The organism is Microbacterium sp. EG9, from assembly GCF_059759475.1.
Genome location: NZ_CM186217.1, coordinates 2,211,629 through 2,231,102, shown reverse-complemented (window position 1 = coordinate 2,231,102; position 19,474 = coordinate 2,211,629). Strand labels below are relative to the sequence as shown.

Annotated in this window: 19 protein-coding genes; 12 read left to right on the top strand and 7 right to left on the bottom strand. The window is 73.7% G+C overall.

Going from position 1 to position 19,474, the window contains the following annotated elements; translation table 11 throughout:
- Window positions 1–26: 26 nt before the first annotated feature.
- From AC6CQV_RS10520 to AC6CQV_RS10495, 6 genes are all read left to right on the top strand, one after another.
- Window positions 27–671: a phosphatase PAP2 family protein gene (locus tag AC6CQV_RS10520; RefSeq protein WP_498259435.1), complete on the top strand. Its 645-nt coding sequence runs from the start codon at window positions 27–29 to the stop codon at window positions 669–671.
- A gap of 5 nt (window positions 672–676) precedes the next feature.
- Window positions 677–2,563 (top strand): helicase HerA-like domain-containing protein, encoded by a 1,887-nt coding sequence (locus tag AC6CQV_RS10515; protein WP_498259434.1) that lies wholly within the window; start codon window positions 677–679, stop codon window positions 2,561–2,563.
- Window positions 2,564–2,676: 113 nt separating this feature from the next.
- On the top strand, window positions 2,677–4,218 hold the full coding sequence (locus AC6CQV_RS10510) for an SDR family oxidoreductase (protein WP_498259433.1): 1,542 nt from the start codon (window positions 2,677–2,679) through the stop codon (window positions 4,216–4,218).
- Between the two features lie 9 nt (window positions 4,219–4,227).
- Complete coding sequence (locus tag AC6CQV_RS10505; protein ID WP_498259432.1) at window positions 4,228–4,839, top strand: GNAT family N-acetyltransferase; 612 nt, start codon at window positions 4,228–4,230, stop codon at window positions 4,837–4,839.
- 58 nt (window positions 4,840–4,897) lie between these two features.
- A complete protein-coding gene (locus AC6CQV_RS10500) occupies window positions 4,898–5,368 on the top strand; it encodes a MogA/MoaB family molybdenum cofactor biosynthesis protein (RefSeq protein ID WP_191008012.1) in 471 nt (156 codons plus the stop codon).
- Window positions 5,365–5,793: a molybdenum cofactor biosynthesis protein MoaE gene (locus tag AC6CQV_RS10495; RefSeq protein WP_101305767.1), complete on the top strand. Its 429-nt coding sequence runs from the start codon at window positions 5,365–5,367 to the stop codon at window positions 5,791–5,793. Before AC6CQV_RS10500 ends, AC6CQV_RS10495 begins: the two co-directional genes overlap by 4 nt.
- A 34-nt stretch (window positions 5,794–5,827) precedes the next feature.
- Here the strand turns inward: AC6CQV_RS10495 and AC6CQV_RS10490 are convergent, their stop codons facing one another.
- Genes AC6CQV_RS10490 through AC6CQV_RS10475 form a run of 4 tightly spaced genes read right to left on the bottom strand, consistent with a single transcriptional unit; the run spans window position 5,828 to window position 8,899 of the window.
- Entirely contained in the window at window positions 5,828–6,061 is a 234-nt protein-coding gene (locus AC6CQV_RS10490) for a MoaD/ThiS family protein (protein WP_101305768.1), read from the bottom strand.
- Window positions 6,061–6,531 carry a cyclic pyranopterin monophosphate synthase MoaC gene (gene moaC / locus AC6CQV_RS10485; RefSeq protein ID WP_060959193.1) on the bottom strand — a complete coding sequence of 157 codons (471 nt, stop codon included), beginning with the start codon at window positions 6,529–6,531 and terminating at the stop codon, window positions 6,061–6,063. Before moaC ends, AC6CQV_RS10490 begins: the two co-directional genes overlap by 1 nt.
- The gene (locus tag AC6CQV_RS10480) at window positions 6,528–7,808 is read right to left on the bottom strand and encodes a molybdopterin molybdotransferase MoeA (RefSeq protein WP_498259431.1); all 1,281 of its coding nucleotides are present in this window, start codon (window positions 7,806–7,808) and stop codon (window positions 6,528–6,530) included. The genes moaC and AC6CQV_RS10480 overlap by 4 nt, the downstream gene beginning before the upstream one ends.
- Complete coding sequence (locus AC6CQV_RS10475) at window positions 7,805–8,899, bottom strand: ThiF family adenylyltransferase (protein ID WP_498259430.1); 1,095 nt, start codon at window positions 8,897–8,899, stop codon at window positions 7,805–7,807. The genes AC6CQV_RS10480 and AC6CQV_RS10475 overlap by 4 nt, the downstream gene beginning before the upstream one ends.
- Before the next feature lie 121 nt (window positions 8,900–9,020).
- On the opposite strand from AC6CQV_RS10475, the gene AC6CQV_RS10470 reads away from it, so the two are divergent.
- The 5 genes from AC6CQV_RS10470 to AC6CQV_RS10450 all read left to right on the top strand — a co-directional run bounded on the left by AC6CQV_RS10470 (window position 9,021) and on the right by AC6CQV_RS10450 (window position 13,155).
- The gene (locus tag AC6CQV_RS10470; protein WP_061782578.1) at window positions 9,021–9,416 is read left to right on the top strand and encodes a TOBE domain-containing protein; all 396 of its coding nucleotides are present in this window, start codon (window positions 9,021–9,023) and stop codon (window positions 9,414–9,416) included.
- The gene (modA, locus tag AC6CQV_RS10465) at window positions 9,416–10,225 is read left to right on the top strand and encodes a molybdate ABC transporter substrate-binding protein (RefSeq protein ID WP_498259429.1); all 810 of its coding nucleotides are present in this window, start codon (window positions 9,416–9,418) and stop codon (window positions 10,223–10,225) included. Before AC6CQV_RS10470 ends, modA begins: the two co-directional genes overlap by 1 nt.
- A 19-nt stretch (window positions 10,226–10,244) precedes the next feature.
- Window positions 10,245–11,063, top strand: a complete 819-nt coding sequence (locus AC6CQV_RS10460; protein WP_498259428.1) for an ABC transporter permease — start codon at window positions 10,245–10,247, stop codon at window positions 11,061–11,063.
- Between the two features lie 2 nt (window positions 11,064–11,065).
- Window positions 11,066–12,163, top strand: coding sequence for a sulfate/molybdate ABC transporter ATP-binding protein (locus tag AC6CQV_RS10455; protein ID WP_498259427.1), 1,098 nt, complete (start codon window positions 11,066–11,068; stop codon window positions 12,161–12,163).
- Window positions 12,164–12,399: 236 nt separating this feature from the next.
- Entirely contained in the window at window positions 12,400–13,155 is a 756-nt protein-coding gene (locus AC6CQV_RS10450; RefSeq protein WP_498259426.1) for a hypothetical protein, read from the top strand.
- Between the two features lie 147 nt (window positions 13,156–13,302).
- On the opposite strand, the gene AC6CQV_RS10445 is transcribed toward AC6CQV_RS10450, so the two are convergent.
- Window positions 13,303–14,799 (bottom strand): HNH endonuclease signature motif containing protein, encoded by a 1,497-nt coding sequence (locus AC6CQV_RS10445; protein WP_498259425.1) that lies wholly within the window; start codon window positions 14,797–14,799, stop codon window positions 13,303–13,305.
- A gap of 157 nt (window positions 14,800–14,956) precedes the next feature.
- Here AC6CQV_RS10445 and moaA point away from each other — a divergent pair, with 157 nt between their 5' ends.
- Entirely contained in the window at window positions 14,957–16,051 is a 1,095-nt protein-coding gene (gene moaA / locus AC6CQV_RS10440) for a GTP 3',8-cyclase MoaA (RefSeq protein ID WP_060959966.1), read from the top strand.
- Window positions 16,052–16,072: 21 nt separating this feature from the next.
- On the opposite strand, the gene cydC is transcribed toward moaA, so the two are convergent.
- Complete coding sequence (gene cydC, locus AC6CQV_RS10435) at window positions 16,073–17,740, bottom strand: thiol reductant ABC exporter subunit CydC (RefSeq protein WP_498259424.1); 1,668 nt, start codon at window positions 17,738–17,740, stop codon at window positions 16,073–16,075.
- Window positions 17,737–19,464: a thiol reductant ABC exporter subunit CydD gene (cydD, locus tag AC6CQV_RS10430; protein ID WP_498259423.1), complete on the bottom strand. Its 1,728-nt coding sequence runs from the start codon at window positions 19,462–19,464 to the stop codon at window positions 17,737–17,739. The genes cydC and cydD overlap by 4 nt, the downstream gene beginning before the upstream one ends.
- Between the last annotated feature and the right edge of the window lie 10 nt (window positions 19,465–19,474).

Sequence of the window (19,474 nt, the reverse complement as noted above, 5' to 3'; positions counted from 1 at the left end):
CGGATGCCGTCGGGCACAATGGGGCGATGAGAGCACCGACCGACGACGACCTCACCACCGTCGCGCTGCAGCGCCTCGTCGTGGGGGTGCTGCTGATCGCCGCCACGGTGTGGCTCGGCATCCAGGTGGTCGTCGAGGCCGACGTCAACGTGGACGAGTGGTGGAACGTGTTCGTCGATCGCTTCGCCTTCCTCGATCCGGCGGCCCTGGCGATGAACTTCCTCGGCGGGGGCTGGTTCGCGACCTTCGTCGTACCGCTCGGCGGCGTCGCCCTCCTGCTGGTGCTGCGCCGCCCGCGCGGCGCGCTGTTCGTCGTCGTCGCCTCGGTCGGCAGCGTCGCCCTCGTCCAGCTGCTGAAGGCGCTGTTCGGCCGCGCCCGTCCCGAGGACATGATCGTGTTCTCCGACCACGGCTCGTTCCCCTCCGGCCACACCGGCAACGCGGCCACGGTCGCCACGATCGCCGTCATCCTCTTCCCCCGGGTCGCCGTCGCCGTCGTCGGCGGCGCGTGGGTGTTCGCGATGGCGTTCAGCCGCACCCAGGTGCACGCCCACTGGCTGAGCGACACCGTCGGCGGCGCCCTCGTCGGCGTCGGCGCCACCCTCGTCGTCGCGGCCGCCTTCACGCGCGTGCTGGACCGTGAGAGCGAGCGGGTCCGCTCGCTAGGCTGAGCGCCATGAGTGCTGTCGACGATGCCGAGCTCGCCCGTCTGCAGGCCGAAGCGGAGGCCGCAGAGGCCGCGTTGAAGCTCGCCCAGGCCAAGGCGGCGCTCGCCGCCGCGCAGGCCGCCCGTGCGTCCGCACCGGCAGCAGCAGAGGAGATTTCCGCCCCGGAGGATGCTGCGGGCACATCAGCTCCTCCCGAGGTGATATCTCCTCCCGAAGCGCAGGCGGCGCAGGCGGCGCAGGCGGCGCAGGCGGCGCAGGCGCCGTCGGAGGTGGATGCCGCGGCATCCGGCCCCCTCGACGCCGACCAGGTCGCCGCCATCGCGAAGGGGTACACGTTCGAGGGGCTCACGCTCGACCTCGGCGCGCTGATGAACACCGAGCCGGTGCCCGCGGCGCAGATCCGGATCCCGCTCGCGATGATGAACCGCCACGGCCTGGTCGCCGGTGCCACCGGCACGGGCAAGACGCGCACCCTCCAGGGGCTCGCCGAGCAGCTCGCCGCAAAGGGCGTGCCCGTCTTCGCGGCCGACATGAAGGGCGACCTGTCCGGTGTCGCGACGCCGGGCGAGCCCAGCGACAAGCTGCGCGCCCGGACGGCGGCGATCGGGCAGGAGTGGGCGCCCGCGGCATCCGTGACCGAGTACTTCGCCCTCGGCGGCGTGGGCATGGGCGTGCCGGTGCGCGCCACCGTCTCCGGGTTCGGCCCGCTGCTGCTGAGCAAGGTGCTCGGCCTGAACGAGACTCAGGAGTCGAGCCTCGGCCTCGTCTTCCACTACGCCGACGCCAACGGGCTCGCCCTCGTCGACCTGTCCGATCTGCGGGCGGTGCTCACGTGGCTCACGAGCGACGAGGGCAAGGTCGAGCTGAAGGAGCTGGGCGGGCTGTCGGCGGCGACGGCGGGCGTCATCCTCCGCAAGCTCATCACCTTCGCCGACGACGGCGCCGACGTCTTCTTCGGCGAGCCGGAGTTCGACGTCCGCGATTTCCTGCGCACGGCGCCCGACGGTCGCGGCGTGATCTCGCTGCTGGAGGTGCCGGGCGTCGCCGACAAGCCCGCGCTGTTCTCGACGTTCCTCATGTACCTGCTGGCGGAGCTGTTCGAGATCCTCCCCGAGGTGGGAGATCTCGACAAGCCGAAGCTCGTGTTCTTCTTTGACGAGGCGCACCTGCTGTTCCGCGACGCGTCGAAGGCGTTCCTCGCGGCCATCACGCAGACGGTGCGGCTCATCCGCTCCAAGGGCGTCGGCGTGTTCTTCGTCACCCAGACGCCCAAGGACGTGCCGTCGGACGTGCTCGGCCAGCTCGGCTCCCGCGTGCAGCATGCGCTGCGCGCCTTCACGCCCGACGATGCGAAGGCGCTGCGGGCCACGGTCGGCACCTACCCGAAGAGCGGGTACGACCTCGAGCGCGTGCTGCAGGAGCTCGGCACGGGCGAGGCGATCGTGACCGTCATGAGCGAGAAGGGGGCACCGACCCCCGTCGCCTGGACACGGCTGCGCGCGCCGCAGGGGCTCATGTCGCCCACGCCCGTCCCCGACATCGAGCGGGCCGTGCACGCGTCGCCCCTGCTCGCGCAGTACGGGACGCCCATCGACCGTGAGTCCGCACGAGAGATCCTGACCGCGAAGATGAACGCGGCCGCGGAGGCGGATGCCGCCGCAGAGAGAGCCGCCGCGCAGGCCGCCCAGGCCAAGGCGGATGCCGCCGCCGCGCGCGAGCGGCAGAAGGAGTACGACCGCATCCTGCGCTCCACCGGCGGCACGGGCGCCTCGCGCACGTCGCGCACCTCGCGGGCCGCGCAGAAGTCCCCGCTGGAACAGGTCCTGAACGCGAAGTCCACCCAGACCATCCTGACCTCGGTCATCCGCGGCATCTTCGGCACCGGCCGCCGCTAGCCCTTCTCGAGCCGCTACCCCCCCGGCCGAGCCGCTACCCGCCGGCCCGCCCGCGCGGTAGCGGCTCGGCCGCGTCATGGCGGCTCGGGGGAAGGCGGGCTAGCGTGGCGGGCATGAGCGAACTGTCCACGCCCACCGGCCGCGAAGAAGCCCTGCGGGCCGTGCCGCGCGCCGACGGCAGCGCACCGCGCGCCCTCGTGCTCGGCGCCACCGGCTACATCGGCGGCCGGCTCGTGCCGCGGCTGATCGCGGCCGGGTACCGCGTGCGGGTCCTCGCGCGCGATCCCGCCCGCCTCGCGGCGTTCGACTGGGGGGACGAGGTCGAGGTCGTAGCCGGTGCGGCGGTCGATCGCCCCGCGCTCGCCCGGGCCTGCGACGACGTCGACGTGCTCTTCTACCTCATCCACTCGATGTCGGCGGGCGCGGGGTTCGAGGAGGCCGACCTCGCCGCCGCCCGGGCCGTCGCCACCGCGGCGGCCGTGGCATCCGTGGGCCGGATCGTCTACCTGGGCGGCCTGCACCCCGACGGGGTGCCCCTGAGCCCGCACCTGCGCTCGCGGGTCGAGGTGGGCGACGTGTTCCTGCGCAGCGGAGTGCCGACGCTCGTGCTGCAGGCCGGGGTCGTCATCGGCTCGGGGTCCGCATCGTTCGAGATGATCCGCCACCTCACCGAGGTGCTGCCCTACATGCCCGCGCCGAAGTGGGTGCGCAACTTCATCCAGCCGATCGCGGTGCGCGACGTCATGTACTACCTCCTGGGCGCGGCGCGGGTCGCCCCCGAGGTCAACCGCGCGGTCGACATCGGCGGTCCCGACGTGCTGCGCTACGGGCAGATGATGAACGGCTACGCGGTCGAAGCCGGGCTCCCGCAACGCCCGATCGCCCCGCTGCCGGTGCTCACCCCGGGTCTCGCCTCGCACTGGGTCAACGTCGTCACACCCGTGCCGCGCTCGATCGCGCGCCCGCTCATCGCCTCGCTGCAGAACGAGTGCGTCATGGACGATCACGACATCGACGCGATCATCCCGCCGCCGGAGGGCGGCCTCACCCCGTACCGCCGCGCCGTCGCACTCGCCCTCGGTCGCGTCGCGGCCGACAGCGTCGAGACGAGCTGGCAGGATGCCGAGGTCAGCGGGGTCCCGTCGGATCCGCTGCCGTCCGACCCGGAGTGGGCGGGGCGCACGGTCTACACCGACGTGCGCACGGCGGCCACCACCGCGGCGCCGGAGCGGCTCTGGGACGTCATCGAGGGCATCGGCGGGGAGAACGGCTGGTACTCGGCGCCCCTGCTGTGGGCGCTGCGGGGGTGGATGGACCGCCTCGTCGGGGGCGTCGGCCTCGTCCGGGGTCGCCGCAACCGTACGCGCGTCGCGGTCGGCGACGTGATCGACTTCTGGCGGGTCGAGAAGGTGGAGCCCGGGCGGCTGCTGCGCCTGCGTGCCGAGATGAAGGTGCCCGGGCTGGCCTGGCTCGACCTCGGCTGCGAGCCGGGCGCGGACGGCGGCGCGGTGTACCGTCAGCGCGCGGTCTTCTTCCCGTCGGGGCTGTCGGGGCGGCTGTACTGGCTGGCCGTGCTGCCGTTCCACGGGTTCATCTTCCGCGGGATGGCCAACCGGATCACCGCGGCCGCCGAGGCCGCGCAGCCGGCGGCATAGAATCGCGGGATGCCGCACCTGCGACCGTTCCGCGCCGGCGACGAGGCCGCGCTCGCCGAGGTCTGCCTGCGGACCGCGGATGCCGGTGCGGACGGCACCGGCATCCTGGACGACGACGACATCTGGGGCGCCGTCTTCGTGCTGCCGTACGCGGCTCGCCATCCCGACCTCGCCTTCGTCGTGGAGACCGACGACGGCCGCGTGGCCGGCTACGTCGTCGGCACCGATGACACGGACGCCTTCGAGGAATGGTTCCGCTCCGACTGGTGGCCGCGGGTCGGCGCGCGCTGGCCGCGGCGCGCCGCGGGTGGCGAGGAGGGGGAGGGCACCCGGCAGGATGCCGTCCTGGCGTATGCCGACAGCCGGCGCCCCGGCGCGGAACCGTACGCCGCGACCCATCCGGCGCACCTGCACATCGACCTCCTGCCCGAGCTGCAGGGTCAGGGATGGGGACGGCGGCTCATCGCCGCGCTCGTCGACGCGCTGCGCGCCCGCGGCGTCGCGGGCCTGCACCTCGTCGCCGCGGGCGGCAACGCCGGCGCGATCGCGTTCTACGAGCGCATCTGCTTCTCGCGTCTGGACGGCCCGACCGACGTCGCCGCGTTCGGCCTCGTGCTGTGACATCGGCTCGTCCGCCCGCGCGCCGCGGGAGGGCGGGGCGTAGGCTGGCGGCGTGTCGATGCCTGCCGCTGTGATCACCGTGTCCGACCGGAGCGCGGCGGGGGCGCGCGACGACGTGAGCGGCCCGGTCGCCGTGCGCGTGCTGCGCGAGGCGGGCTTCGCGTGCGCCGACGCGCGCGTGGTGGCCGACGGCGCCGACAGCGTCGAGGCCGCGCTGCGGGAGGCGATCGCCGCCGGCGCCCGCCTCGTCGTCACGACCGGCGGCACCGGCGTGGCGCGGCGCGACCGCACCCCCGAGGGCACGGCTCGCGTGATCGATCGGGAGCTCCCCGGCATCGCCGAGGAGCTGCGCCGCCGGTCGGTCGCCGAGAAGCCCGCGGGGATGCTGTCGCGCGGGCTCGCCGGCGTCGCCGGCACCGCCCTCATCGTCAATCTGCCCGGCTCTCCCGCCGCCGTGGCATCCGGGATGCCGGTGATCCTCTCCATCGCGGACCACGTCCGCCACCAGCTCGACGGAGGCGACCACTGATGGCCGTGCGCATCGCCCGCATCACCGACGAACCGCTCGATCTCGCCGTCCACATCGCCGCGGTCGAGGATGCCGCCGCCGGCGCCGTGGCCAGCTTCATCGGCACGGTGCGCGACCACGACCCCGACGCGCACGGGGCGGTCGTCGCGCTCGAATACTCGGCCCATCCCGACGCCGAGGCGACGCTGCACGACATCGCGGTCACCGCGGTCGGCGACCGCCGCGCGATCGTGGCGGTGAGCCACCGCATCGGACGGCTCGAGGTCGGCGACATCGCGGTCGCGATCGCCGTGGCCACACCGCACCGCGCGGAGGCGTTCGAGGTGTGCCGGGAGATCATCGAGGCGATCAAGCGCGAGCTGCCGGTGTGGAAGCGTCAGCTGGCCGACGACGGGTCGGCGGCGTGGAAGGGGCTCGGCGGCTGAACGCGGCGGTGCGCCGGGGTTCCGCGACCCGCGCTCAGCCTCCGGCGAAGGGCGGGAGCACGTCGATCAGGGTGTCGTCGCCGAGCGCGGCGTCGCCGTCGGTGCGCCGCCCGTCGACGAGCACGGCGCAGCGCGGCAGGATGCGCCCGAGGCCGGGGTACTCCGCCGCCCACGCGGCGCGCAGGGCCTCGAGGTCGTGCTCGCCGCGGACCTCCTCGTCGCGCCCCGCGAACTCGGCGGCGGCGGCGAAGTAACGCACCCTCGCCATCAGGCCTCCCGCGTCCAGTCGCCCGACTTGCCGCCGGTCTTCGCGATCAGACGCACGTTCTCGATGGCGGTCGCCTTGTCCATGCCCTTGACCATGTCGACGATCGCGAGGGCGGCGACGGCGACGGCCGTCAGCGCCTCCATCTCGACGCCGGTGCGGTCGGCCGTCCGCACGGTCGCGGTGACCTCGACGCCCTCGTCCGTGACGATCGCATCGACGACGGCGCCGTGCACGCCGATGACGTGGGCGAGCGGCAGCAGCTCGGGCGTGCGCTTGGCCGCCTGGATGCCGGCGATGCGCGCGACGGCCAGCACGTCGCCCTTGGGGACGGAGCCGTCGCGGAGGGCGGCGACGACCGGCGCGGCGCAGCGGACGAATCCGCGGGCGGTCGCGGCACGCACCGTCGGCTGCTTCTCGGTCACATCGACCATTCGTGCGTGACCGGCGGCATCCAGATGGGTGAAGCTCATGCGTCCCATCCTTCCAGCAGCATGACGGCGACCGGGTCGCCGGTGCGCACCTCGACGACCTCGGCCGGAACGACCGCGAGGGCGCGGGCACGGCCGAGTCCGCCGGCGAGATGCGACCCGGAGCCGCCCGCCGTCGCCGGGCGGACGGTCCACGAGCCGTCACGGTCGGTGTCGACGACCGCGGGCAGGTACTGCCGGCGTCCCTCCGGCGTGCGCCAGGGCGTTCCGGCGGGCAGCTGCAGGATCGGCCGGTGGATCGCGCGGCGACCCTGCAGCGCCAGCAGCGCCGGCCGGACGAAGACCTCGAACGACACCGCCGCGCTGACGGGGTTACCCGGCAACCCGAACAGCAGGGCCGCACCGGCCGGTGTCGGCAGCGTGCCGAAGCCCTGGGGCTTGCCGGGCTGCATGGCGATGCGGCTGAACGTCATCGCGCCGGACAGCTCGGCGCGCACGACCTCGAACGCGCCGGCACTGACGCCGCCCGAGAAGACGACGGCGTCGACGGATGCCGCACGCGCCGCCGACACCGCGTCGCGCAGCGCGGCGCCCTCGTCGTCGACGCTGAGGCGCGCGACGACATCCGCACCGGCCGCGGCGGCGAGGCCCGCGAGCAGGACGCCGTTGGACTCGGGGATCTGGCCGCGGCGCAGGGGCGTCCCGGCGGGGGTCAGCTCGCTGCCGGTGGACACGATCGCGACGCGGGGGCGCGCCGACACGAACGCCTCCGTCACCCCGGCCGCGGTCGCGGCGGCGATCTGCAACGGCCCGAGGACGGTGCCCTCCTCGAGGAGGATGTCGCCGGCGTGCACGTCGTCGCCGGCACGGCGGACGAAGACGCCCGGACGGGCGGGTGCGCGCAGCACCCGGGCGGTGTGCAGCGAGTCCGCCAGGCCGCCGGCGGTGTCCTCGAAGGGGACGATGGCGTCGGCATCCGCCGGCACGGGGGAGCCGGTCATGATGCGCGCGGCCTCGCCCGCACCCAGACGGGGGTCGTCGCTGGTGCCGGCCGGCAGATCGGCGACGACGCGGAGCACGGCGGGGGCGTCGCCGGTCGCGGCGGCGACGTCGGCGAAACGCACCGCGAAGCCGTCCATCGCCGAGTTGTCGAAGACGGGGATGTCGAGGGCCGCCCGCAGCGGCGCGCGCAGCGTGCGGCCCGCCGCCTCCTCCAGCGCCACGGTGGCCGCCGCGAGCGGCCGCACCGCGGCGAGCACATCGCCGAGCTGCTCCTCGACGGTCCGCAGCGCCGGCGGCGTCGTGTCGGCGGCGCTCATGCCTGCTGCCAGGCGGCGAGACCGCCGACGAGGATGTCGGCCTCGACCCCGCGGGCGCGGAGGACCTCGGCGGCGTGGCGGGCGCGCACGCCGTGGGCGCAGATGACCACGACACGATCGTCCTCGACCCGGTCCGGGTCATCGAGCAGGTCGCCGAGGGGGATCAGGACCGACCCCGCCACGATGCCGCCCTGGGTCTCCCACGGCTCCCGCACGTCGAGGAGGGTGGCCCCGGCATCCTGTGCGGAGAGCATCTCGGATGCCGTCAGCTCACGGATCCCGTCCGTCGCGGGCGCCGGCGGCACGGGCGCGGAGGTGCGCTCCGCCGCCGCGTGCAGGGCGACCTCGGTCTGGGTGGCGCGAAGGGCGTCGATGACGAGCACGCGACCCAGCAGCGGCTCGCCGACGCCCACGACGAGCTTGATCGCCTCGGTCGCGAGGATGCCGCCGACCTGCAGGCACAGCGCGCCCAGCACGCCCACCTCGGCGCAAGTGGGCGGCTCGCCCGCGGCGTCGGCGGGGTGCAGGTCCGACAGGCGGACGGCCTCCGTCCCCGCGGGCGGTGCGCTCCAGAAGACGGTCACCTGGGCGTGGAACTCCTGCACCACGCCCCAGACGAGCGGGATGCCGCGGGCCTCGCAGGCCGCCGCGACCGCGGTGCGCGTGGCGAACGTGTCGCTGCCGTCCACGACGAGGTCGACGTCGGCGAGCAGGCGCTCGGCGTTGTCGGCGGTCAGGCGCTCCCGCACCGCCGTGACGACGGTCTCGGGCGAGAGGTCCGCGGCCACCCGCACGGCCGAGTCGGTCTTGGGGGCGCCGATGTCGGCGTGGCGGTGCAGGAGCTGTCGCTGCAGGTTGGTCTGATCCACGTCGTCGTCGTCGATCACGGTGAGACCGCCGACCCCGGCTGCCGCGAGGGCCATGATCACGGGGGAGCCGAGTCCGCCCGCGCCGACGACGGCGATGCGCGCGGCGGCGAGGCGGCGCTGACCGAGATCGCCGATGCCGGTGAGGACGAGGTGGCGCTGCGTGCGCGCGCGCTCGGCCGTGGTCAGCGCGGGGACAGGGTCGACGAGGGGAGCGAGGGGCACGGTGTCAGCGTAAACCGCGGCATCGACGGCGGGGCCGGTACGGGTGTCACGGACCCGGCGATTTCCGCGGATGCGGGGAGTACGTGTCACTTTCTCCGCAGATGAGCGATATCGTCGCCGTATGCGCTCGTATCGCATCACCGAAGCCGCCCGTCTGCTGGGCGTGAGCGACGACACCGTGCGTCGCTGGATCGACCACGGCGTCCTGCCGACGACGGGCGAGTCGCCCGCGCGCGTGCCGGGCGACGCGCTCGCCGCGCGGGCCGTGGAGACCGCCCGCGCCGCCGCGGATCCCGGCGACGCGCTCTCGAGCGCGCGCAACCGCTTCGTGGGCCTGGTCACCCGGGTGCAGATGGACGGGGTCATGGCGCAGGTCGACATCCAGTCCGGGCCGCACCGCGTCGTGTCGCTCATGTCGGCCGAGGCCGTGCGCGACCTGGGCCTCGAAGCCGGTGCGCTCGCCGTCGCGATCGTCAAAGCCACGAACGTCATCGTCGAAACCCCCCAGGAGCACTGATGCGCACGCGACGCGGTCCCGCCCTCGCCCTCCTCGCCGCGGCGGCCCTCGCGCTGGCCGGATGCGGCGCCGCCGGCGCGGCCACGGATGCCGCGCCGGCGGCGACCGCCCCGGCATCCGCGTCGGCCGACGCGCTGTCGGGCGAGCTCACGGTCTTCGCGGCGGCGTCGCTGAAGGCCGCGTTCACCCAGCTCGCCGAGGCGTTCGAAGCCGCCCATCCCGGCGTGAGCATCCGGCCGATCAGCTACGACGGTTCGTCCACTCTCGCCACCCAGCTCGTCGAGGGGGCGGCGGCCGACGTCTTCGCCTCGGCCGATCAGAAGAACATGCAGAAGGTCGTCGACGCCGGGCTCGCGGCGGCGCCGCAGCCGTTCGCGACGAACGTGCTGACGCTGGTCGTGCCGAAGGGCAACCCGGGCGGCGTGACGGGGCTGGCCGATCTCGCGACGCCCGACCTGTCGGTCGTGCTGTGCGCCGCCGAGGTGCCGTGCGGCGCCGCATCCGCCACTCTGCTGGCCGACGCGGGCGTCACCGCGTCCGTCGACAGCTACGAGCAGAACGTGACGGCGGTGCTGACCAAGGTCGCCAGCGGCGAGGCGGATGCCGGCCTCGTCTACGTCACCGACGCGAAGACCACGACCGACGTCCAGACCGTGACGACCGCGGGGGCCGACGCCGTCGTCAACACGTATCCGATCGTCGCCCTCGCCGGCGCCGCGAACCCGGCGGCGGCCGAGGCGTTCGTCGCCTTCGTGCTGTCCGACGACGGCCGCGCGGTGCTCGCCGGGCTCGGCTTCGGGCAGCCGTGATGATCGCCGGGCAGCCGCGATGATCGCCGGGCAGCGCGCATCGCGCGGGTTCGTGCCGCAGGCGCTGCTCGTGCCGGCCGTTGTCGGGGTCGCCTTCCTCGTGCTTCCGCTGACCGCGCTCGTCGGTCGCGTCGATCCGTCCACACTGTGGGCGGACGTCACCTCGCCTGCCGCCGTGTCGGCGCTCGGCCTCTCGCTCGGAACGGGTGCCGTGGCGACGGCGGCGTGCGTCGTGCTGGGCGTGCCGCTCGCGCTCGTGATCGCCCGGTCGGGGCCGCGGCTGGCGGGAGTGCTGCGCGCGGTCGTGACGGTTCCGCTCGTGCTCCCGCCGATGGTCGGCGGCGTCGCGCTGCTGTTCCTCCTCGGCCGCAACGGCTGGCTGGGACAGCTGCTCGCGGGGGCGGGGCTGCGCATCCCGTTCACGACGACCGCGGTCGTGATCGCGCAGACGTTCGTCGCACTCCCGTTCCTCGTGCTGGCGCTCGAGGGAGCCCTGCGCGCGACCGGCGTGGGCTACGAGCATGCCGCGGCGGCGCTGGGGGCGGGACGGTGGCGGATCCTCTGGCGGATCACGCTGCCCCTGGCCGCGCCCGGCCTGCTCGCCGGGGTCGTGCTGTGCTTCGCGCGGGCCATCGGAGAGTTCGGGGCCACGGCGCTGTTCGCGGGCAACGCGCCGGGCGTGACGCAGACGATGCCGCTCGCGATCTACACCGCCTTCAACGGGGCGGGTGTCTCGCAGGGCACCGCCGTCGCCCTGTCGTTGCTGCTACTGGTGACGGCGGTGGGCGTGCTGCTTCTCGTCCGAGCCTGGCGGCCGATGCCGGGGGCGGGGCGGTGACCGTGGCCGCGCTCGACGCGCACGTCGTCGTGCGCCGCGACGCGTTCGTGCTGGATGTCGCGATTTCCGCGGCCGTGGGGGAGATCGTCGCCGTCATGGGACCGAGCGGCGCGGGCAAGTCGACCCTGCTGGATGTCGTGTCGGGACTGATGCGCGCGAGCGCCGGGGAGGTGCGTGTCGGAGGTGAGGTCGTCTCGTCGCCCGCGGTGCAGGTGGCGCCGCAGCGGCGGGGTGTCGTGCTGCTCGGCCAGGATCCGCGCCTGTTCCCGCATCTGTCCGCGCGCGACAACGTCGCGTTCGGGCTGCGCGTCTCCGACGATGCCGGGAGGGCGGCTGCCCGGGTCGCGCGCCGTGCGCAGGCGCAGCGCTGGCTCGAGAACGTCGGGCTGCCGGGTGTCGGCCACCGCCGGCCCGCGGAGCTCTCCGGCGGCCAGCAGCAGCGGGTGGCCCTCGCCCGCGCCCTCGCGACCGCGCCGCGGCTGCTCCTGCTCGACGAGCCCTTCACCGCGCTCGACCCGGTGACGGTCGCCGATATCCGCCGTGTGCTCGCCGCGCATCTGCGCGCTTCCGGCACGACGACGCTGTTCGTGACGCATGACGTCGTGGATGCCGTCACCCTCGCCGACCGCCTCGTCGTGATCGAGGACGGCCGGGTGTCGCAGCAGGGACCCGCCCGCGAGGTGCTCACGACGCCCGCGACCGACTTCGTCGCGGCGCTCGGCGGGGTCAACCGCGTGCCGGGTCGGGTGCAGGCGGGGGTGTGGACGGCCGGTGCGGTGCGCCTTCCCGCGCCCGGCCTCTCCGACGGCGACGCCGTGGCGCTGATCCCGACCGGCGCGGTCCGGGTGCGGTCCGCGCGGGGGGCAGGGGAGAGGGATTCGGCTGAGGTGGCGGCCGTGGGCGCCTCGGCACCCGGCATCCGCTGGAACGCCAGGGTGGTGCGGATCGAGGCGACCGCCGCGGGTGTCCGCCTGCACACCCGCGAGCCCGCCGTCGTCTGCGAGCTCGCGATCGCCGAGTTCGCCGCCGCCGACGTCGCCGAGGGTGACGAGGTGCGTCTGTCGATCGGCGCGACCGACGTGCGGGTCGCTGCCCGGTGATCTCAGCAGCTCGAACGCGTTCCGGTACGCGGAGGCGCCGACGTGTGCGCGCCGGGGTTCTCTCCCACGGTGTTTGTGGCTTTTGCGTGATCGTCTCCTGATACGGCACGCTGATCCCACGAGGGAGGGGCGCGCCGATGATGCCATATGACTCGCGGCGGGTGCGTCGTCGGCTGCTCGAGCGGAGCGCACCCCCTGTCACGATCCGGCTCGGCGCAGCGGTCGGGGCTGGACTGGTGTTCGTCGTGGTGGCGGTGATCGTCGCGCAGTGGCATTGGGCTGTGTTGGCTTTCGGCGTCCTCGTCGCCGCGGCGACCGCAGAGTTCATGCGTTCGATGCAAGACCGGGTCAGTCTCTGGCCGCTGTGGGGCTGGTGGTTGGCAACGACCTTCGTCGTTCCATTGGTGCTGTTGCTGTTCGCGAAGTCGGCGATTCCCGCAGAGGTCGGCATGAAGCTGATGCTCTTAGTGAGCTGGGCGACGTTCGGCCTTGCGAGTTCGAGGACGCTGGAGCGACTCGTCATGAGGCGCCTGCCCAAGAATGCGCGCCTCGATTGGATCGCCGCGGCGGCTTCGGTTGTCCTCGGTGCGCTCGGCGGGTTGGCAGTTCCGCTGGCCGCCATAGATCTCGTTGCAGCGCCGCGGTCGGTCGAGGCGTACGCAGTCGCGGTGACGTGCAATGGCGTGCGGGTGCCTGCCGTCGGGATTTCTCCGACGGTGTACGTCGATTCGCGCCCCAGTGAGACATTCGTGGCCGACGCGCAGGGCCGGGTGCAGTATGAGTTGCCGGTCTACTGGGAGACCTACCGGATGGATCTTCCGAACGCGGACAACAGCGGGATTGCTCGAACGGAGCACTGGAAGCAGGGGCTCGAGGGGGTTTACCCCGAAGTCCTCAGCACTCTTCTGTCGTTCGGGCTCGTGCGCGACTCTCTCGACTACGTAGAAGGGGGCTGGGAGGTTACTCAGCGGAACTGCGATCTCGCGCCCTGACAACGCTGTTCAGGCGCGTGGCAAAGCGGCCGTCGTCGATCCACTCTCACGGCTCAGCCGTCCGCAGACTCCCGTCTGTCCGATCGGGTGGTGTCGGAGGATGTGTCGTCGGTACTCATCCCCGCTGACGCTTCCCGTGCGTGGTGCTCAGAACGGTGGTGGGTCGTCGGTGTGCGGGACGAATCGGACGAGGCTGGGTGGGTGGTCTTCGTAGTGTCGTCCGGCCGGTGAGGTCCATTGGAGGGTTCCGTGGCCGAGGTGTCGGACCTGCCAGGCGGTGTGGTGTTTGACGGTGTGGTGGCGGCGGCACAGGTGGGCGAGGTTGTCGGGTGCTGTGGGGCCGCCGTCTGCGGCTGCGGTGGTGTGGTCGTGGTCGCACCGGTGGGCGGGGCGGGTGCAGCCGGGGGTGCGGCAGCGTTCATCCCTCGCAGCGAGGTAACGGCGGATCTCGGCGGACGGCCGGTACCGGTCGACGGCGACGGGGACGCCGGTGGCCGAGTCGATGAACACCCGATCCCACCCGGGGGCCAGGGCGGCCAACCGTCGGGCGATCGCGGGGTCGATGGGCCCGTACCCGGCGAGCAGGGGCGGGCCTCCGTCGGGGTCACCGGCGAGGGTGAGGGCAGGGACCGTCACCTGGATCTGCGCCGTCACCGCTTCCACTCCGGCGCCAGTGGCGCGGGTGGAGGGAGTAGCGGTCAGGAGCAGGTCGGTGAGGATGTCCGCGCGCACCTGCGCGAGCGTGCGGGAGTCCTTCACGGCGGTCGTGACCGTGGGCGTGGTCGTGCAGGTCACGTCGGTGGCGCGAGCGGGGCCGGTGGCGGGGGTGGGGCCGGTGATGAGCGTCTCGTCACACCGGGTGTCGCTCGTGCCCCGCGCGACGCACGTGTTCACATCGGTGTCGACACCGCCGAAGGCATCCGCGTCGGCGGCATCCGCGGCACCGTCGCTGTCCTCGTCGGTCTGATCGAGGATCGCCCGACCCCGGGCGGTCAGGGTGTCGTGGATCGCGTGGGCGAGCGGCGCGGGAAGATCCGCGATCAACCGGGCCATCCCGTCGTCGAGGGGGAACAAGCGGACGGAGCGTTCGTCATACGCTCGCTGCGCAGCCTCAGTGAACGCGGCAGGGTCAATAGTCGCCGCGATCGCCTTCGCCGCCGCGCTCATCCGCGCAGGCGACTCCGACCGGGCCGCCTGCAGAGCGAGGGTTTCGTACCGTGACCGGTCCTCCTCGGTCGTCAACATCGTGCCGGTGCGGCTGATCGCCCACGCATGAGCGGCATCGATCTCCCCGCACGCCCACACCTCAAGCGTCCGCGGGAACAGGGTCGTCAGCAGGTAGGCCTCCGACATCCGCCGTTGCACACCCCGATCCGACACCCGCAATGCCATCGCGAGCTCGAGAGCGACTTCCCGCAACGGCAGATCCGCATCCGACGACCGCACCGACCCACCCCGCTGCTGCGCCTCCTGCCTGAGTACCGCGGCACGTTCCGCGACCAGTCCCACGGCATCGGCCAGGAACCTCGCCTCCGCGGCCTGCGCGGCAGCCGCACGACGCCGCGCATCCACGACACCGGTCACCACGGCATCCAACCCGGGCCAGGTCGTATCACCCTCACGGGTACTCGTCAGCGCGTGCATCATCACCCCTGACCCGGCCACGACCGGAGGACAGGACCCGCAACAGAAGGTGGGCACGCGCGGGGTTTCTTCCCTCCATAATAGAACAAAGCTTCGAAGAGCGCAAGAGAACATTCCCCTCGGCCCGCGCCGTCCATCGGGCGGGTAGCCTCGGAGCATGGTCGCCGTCCCGCTCACGCTGCGCGCAACGACGCACGCCGCGCGACAGGACGGCGCCGTTTCCGCGCCCCGGTCGACGTCGCCGGCAGCGCCCGGCGCCCCGCTCGTCGACCGCTTCGGCCGGGTGCACCGTGACCTGCGCATCTCACTCACCGACCGCTGCTCGCTCCGCTGCACCTACTGCATGCCCGAGCAGGGCAACGAGTGGCTCGCGCGCACCAGCATCCTCTCCACCGACGAGATCGTCCGCGTGGCCGCGGTGGCCGCGGCATCCGGGATCACGACGTTCCGCCTCACCGGTGGCGAGCCGCTCCTGCGCGCCGACATCGTCGACGTCGTGCGGCGCCTTGCGGCGATCGAGGGTCCGAGCGGCCCCGTCGAGATCGCCCTGACGACCAACGGCATCCGGCTGGGGGAGGTGCTGCCCGACCTCGTCGCGGCGGGACTGCAGCGGCTCAACATCTCGATCGACACGCTCGACCGCGAGCGGTTCCGCGAGCTCACCCGGCGGGACCGGCTGGACGAGGTGCGCGCGGGGATCGCCGCCGCCGCGGCGTCGGGTCTGCGACCGCTCAAGCTCAACGCCGTCGCCATGCGCGGCGTGAACGAGGACGAGCTCGCCGACCTGGTCGCCTTCGCGCTCGACCACGGCGCCGAGATGCGCTTCATCGAGCAGATGCCCTTGGATGCCGGGCACACGTGGGACCGCTCGCAGATGGTCACCCGCGACGAGATCCTCGCCGCTCTCGCCGCCCGGTGGACCCTCGATCCGATCCCCGGGCGGGGCGGAGCGCCCGCGGAGCGCTTCCTCCTCGACGGCGGTCCCGCGACGGTCGGCGTCATCGCCTCGGTGACGGCCCCCTTCTGCGGCGCGTGCGACCGGCTGCGGCTGACCGCCGACGGGCAGCTGCGCAACTGCCTGTTCTCGAACGACGAGTACGACCTGCTGCCCGTGCTGCGCGCGGCCGGCTCCGACGACGCCGCGATCGACGCCGTGCTGCACGACTGCGTCGCGGGCAAGCTCCCCGGCCACGCGATCGACGATCCGTCGTTCCTGCAGCCGCATCGCGGGATGAACGCGATCGGCGGCTGAGCCGCATCCGGCGCGCCCGGGTCAGGCCTCGATGCGACCTCCGGCGAGGCGCACCGTGCGGTCGACGAGTCCGGCCGGCACCTCGACGTGCGAGATCAGGACGACGGCTCGATCGGGACCGACGGCCGACAGCAGGTCGGTGAGCAGCGCATCCGAGGCGTCGACGTCGACACCGGCGGTGGGCTCGTCGAGCACCAGCACGGGGAAGCCGTGCAGCAGCGCCCGCGCCAGGGCGATGCGCTGGGCCTGCCCTCCCGACACGAGCGCGCCGCGCTCCCCGACGCGCGCGTCCAGTCCGCCGCGCTCGTGCAGCCAGTCGCCCAGACCGACCCGCTCCAGCACGGCCTCCAGCTCGGCATCCGTCGCGGTGTCGTGGGCGAAGAGAAGATTCTGCCGGATGTCCTCGTCGAAGAGCATCGGCTGCTGTTCGCACAGTCCGACCGTCTCCCGTACGTCGTCGGGATCGAGATCGGCGACGTCGACGCCGCCGATCGTGTAGCGCCCGCGCACGGTGTCGAGGAAGCGGACCAGCACGTGCGCCACGGTCGTCTTGCCCGCGCCGCTGGAGCCCACCACGAGCACGCGCTCGCCCGGGGCGATCGACAGGTCGAGGTCGTGCAGCGCGTCCTCCTGCGCCGACGGCCAGCGCGCCGACACGCCGTGGAGCACGATGCCGTCGCCCAGATCGGGGCCCGTGCCGACCGCCGGGACGGTGGCGATCGGGATGCCGGCCGGCACCGTGTCGGGCACCGCCTCGGCGATGCGTGCGGCCGCCGCGCGCACCTGACGCCAGGCGGATGCCGCGGCGGGAACGGCGGTGAAGACCTCGAACACGGCCATCGGCACGAGCACGACGACCGCGAAGGCGGGACCGGTGATCGTGCCGTCTCCGACGGCGCCCACCGTCGCGAGCACGGCGAGCAGCGACGCGGCACCGGCCAGCACCGACACGAGAGCCGTCGAGCCCGCCTGCGCGCCGGCGCGGCGGGTGACCGCGCGGCGCAGCTCCGCGTCGGCGGCGGCGATCCGTGCCGCGCTGCGCCCGGCCGCGCCGTACGCGGTCAGCACGTCGAGGCTCGCGAGATGGTCGAGGACGGCGTCGGCGAGCCGGGCCCGCAGCGGGGCGATCGACCGCTCGGCCCGCGAGCCGGCGAGCCATCCCCAGCCGACCGCGACGAGCGCCGCGACGACCAGGCAGGCCAGGAGGGTGAGCGCAGCCGGCCACCAGACGACCGCGACGAGCACGACGGCGCCGAGGGCGACGGCCGCCGACGACACGAGTGGCAGCACCACCCGCAGCGGCAGGTTCTGCAGCTCGTCGACGTCGTCGACGAGAGCGCCCAGCACCGACCCGCGGCGGGTGCGGGTGAGGCCGTCCGGGGCCAGCGGGATCAGCCGTCGCACGAGATCGGTGCGCGTGACCGCGAGCTGGCGCAGGGCCGCATCGTGGCTCGCGAGCCGTTCGGTGTAGCGGAAGGCCGCGCGGCTGAGGGCGAACGCCCGCACGCCGACGACGGCGGCCGACAGGTACATCACGGGGGGCTGCTCGCTGGCGCGGACGATCAGCCACGCGCTGCAGGCGAGGAGTGCGACCGCGGAAGCCTCGGACAGGAAGCCGGCGGCCGCGCCCGGCCAGAACCGTCGCAGCGACGGCATCGCGCGCCGGAGCACGTCGGTCGTCGTGGTCACCTCGTCACCTCCTCGGCGGAGACGGCGGGAACGGCGGGGACGGCGGCGCGGGTGACCTCGGCGCCGGTGACGGCGACCACGCGGTCGGCGATCTCGCGTGCACTGCGGCGGTGGGAGATGAGCAGCACCGTCGCGCCGGCGTCGGCGAGCTCGCGGATGCCGCGCCAGAGGGCGGCCTCCGTCGCGGCATCCAGGGCCGAACTGGGCTCGTCGAGGGCCAGCACCGACGCGTGGCCGCGCAGGTGCCGGTACGCGGCGCGTGCGACGGCGACCCGCTGGGCCTGTCCTCCGGACAGACCCGCGCCCTGGACTCCGAGATCGAGGTCCGGGTCGAGCTCGTGCGCCTGCGCGATCCGCAGGGCGCGGACGACGAGGTCGTGTCGGGCGGCCGCATCGGCATCCTCGTCACCGAGCGCGACGTTCGCGGCGATCGTGCCGGCGACGAGTCCGGGACGCTGCCCCGCCCACGCGAGCCAGGTCGCCGACGGCAGCGCGCTCACCGGCATCCCGTCGAGCTCGGCCGTGCCGTCGAACCTGGCGGCGCCGAGCAGCGCCGCGAACACGCTCGACTTTCCCGCGCCGCTCGGCCCTTCCAGAAGCGTGACCGTTCCCGGCGCGGCGTCGAAGTCGACCGGTGCCAGCGTCGATTCCCCGCGGCGCACGCGGAGCTCGCGGACCACGAGGTGCCCCCGCGGCCCGGGAGGGAGCGCGGGCGCCGCGGCGCGCGCGGCCTCTCCGCCGGATGCCGCCGACGCGCGGGCCTCGTCGAGCACCGCGAACACGTCCTCCGTCGCGGCCACGCCCTCGGCGGCGGCGTGGAACTGCACGCCGACCTGGCGCAGCGGCAGGTAGGCCTCGGGGGCGAGCAGCAGCACGAACAGGCCGACGGCGAGCGTGATCGTCCCGTCGATGAGGCGGAAGCCGATGGACACGGCGACGATCGCCACCGAGATCGAGGCCAAAAGCTCGAGCGCGAAGCCGGACAGGAACGACACGCGCAGCACGCGCATCGTCTCGGTGCGGTAGGTGTCGGTGACCTTCTCGATCGAGCCGGCCGCGCGGTGCTGGCGGCCGAACACCGTGAGGGTCGACAGCCCCTGGACGGTGTCGGCGAAGCGTGCGGCGAGCCGCCCGAGCGTGCGCCACTGCCGCTGCTGGACGGTGCGCGTCGCGAGCCCGATGAGCACCATGAACAGGGGGATGAGGGGGAGGGTCAGCAGGACGGTCAGCCCCGAGATCCAGTCCTGCCACCACATGACGGCCAGCAGGACGGGCGTCGCGATGGCCGTGAGGACGAGCTGCGGCAGGTAGCGCCCGAAGTAGGCGTCGAGCGCCTCCAGCCCCCGTCCCGCGGTCACGGCCAGGCGGGCCGTGTTGCGTCCCGCGAGCCAGCCCGGGCCGAGGATGCCGACGGCATCCACCAGCTGCGCCCGCAGCTGGGCCTGCACGCGCGCGGCGGCCCGCGCGGACAGCACCTCGCGCGCCCACAGCAGCAGTGCCCGCACCGCCACGACGCCGCCGAGGGCCAGGAGCGTCGCGGTGAGCTCGGCCCACGGCATCCCCTCGATCGCGCGGGTGATCGCGTGGGTGAGCAGCCAGGCGAACGCGACGACGACGGCCGTCTGCGCCGCTCCGATCAGGGCGATCGCGACGAAGAACGCGCGGGATGCCGACGCGTACCGCAGCAGGCGCGGGTCGACGGGTCGCACGCGTGTGTCTGCCATCCTTCGATCC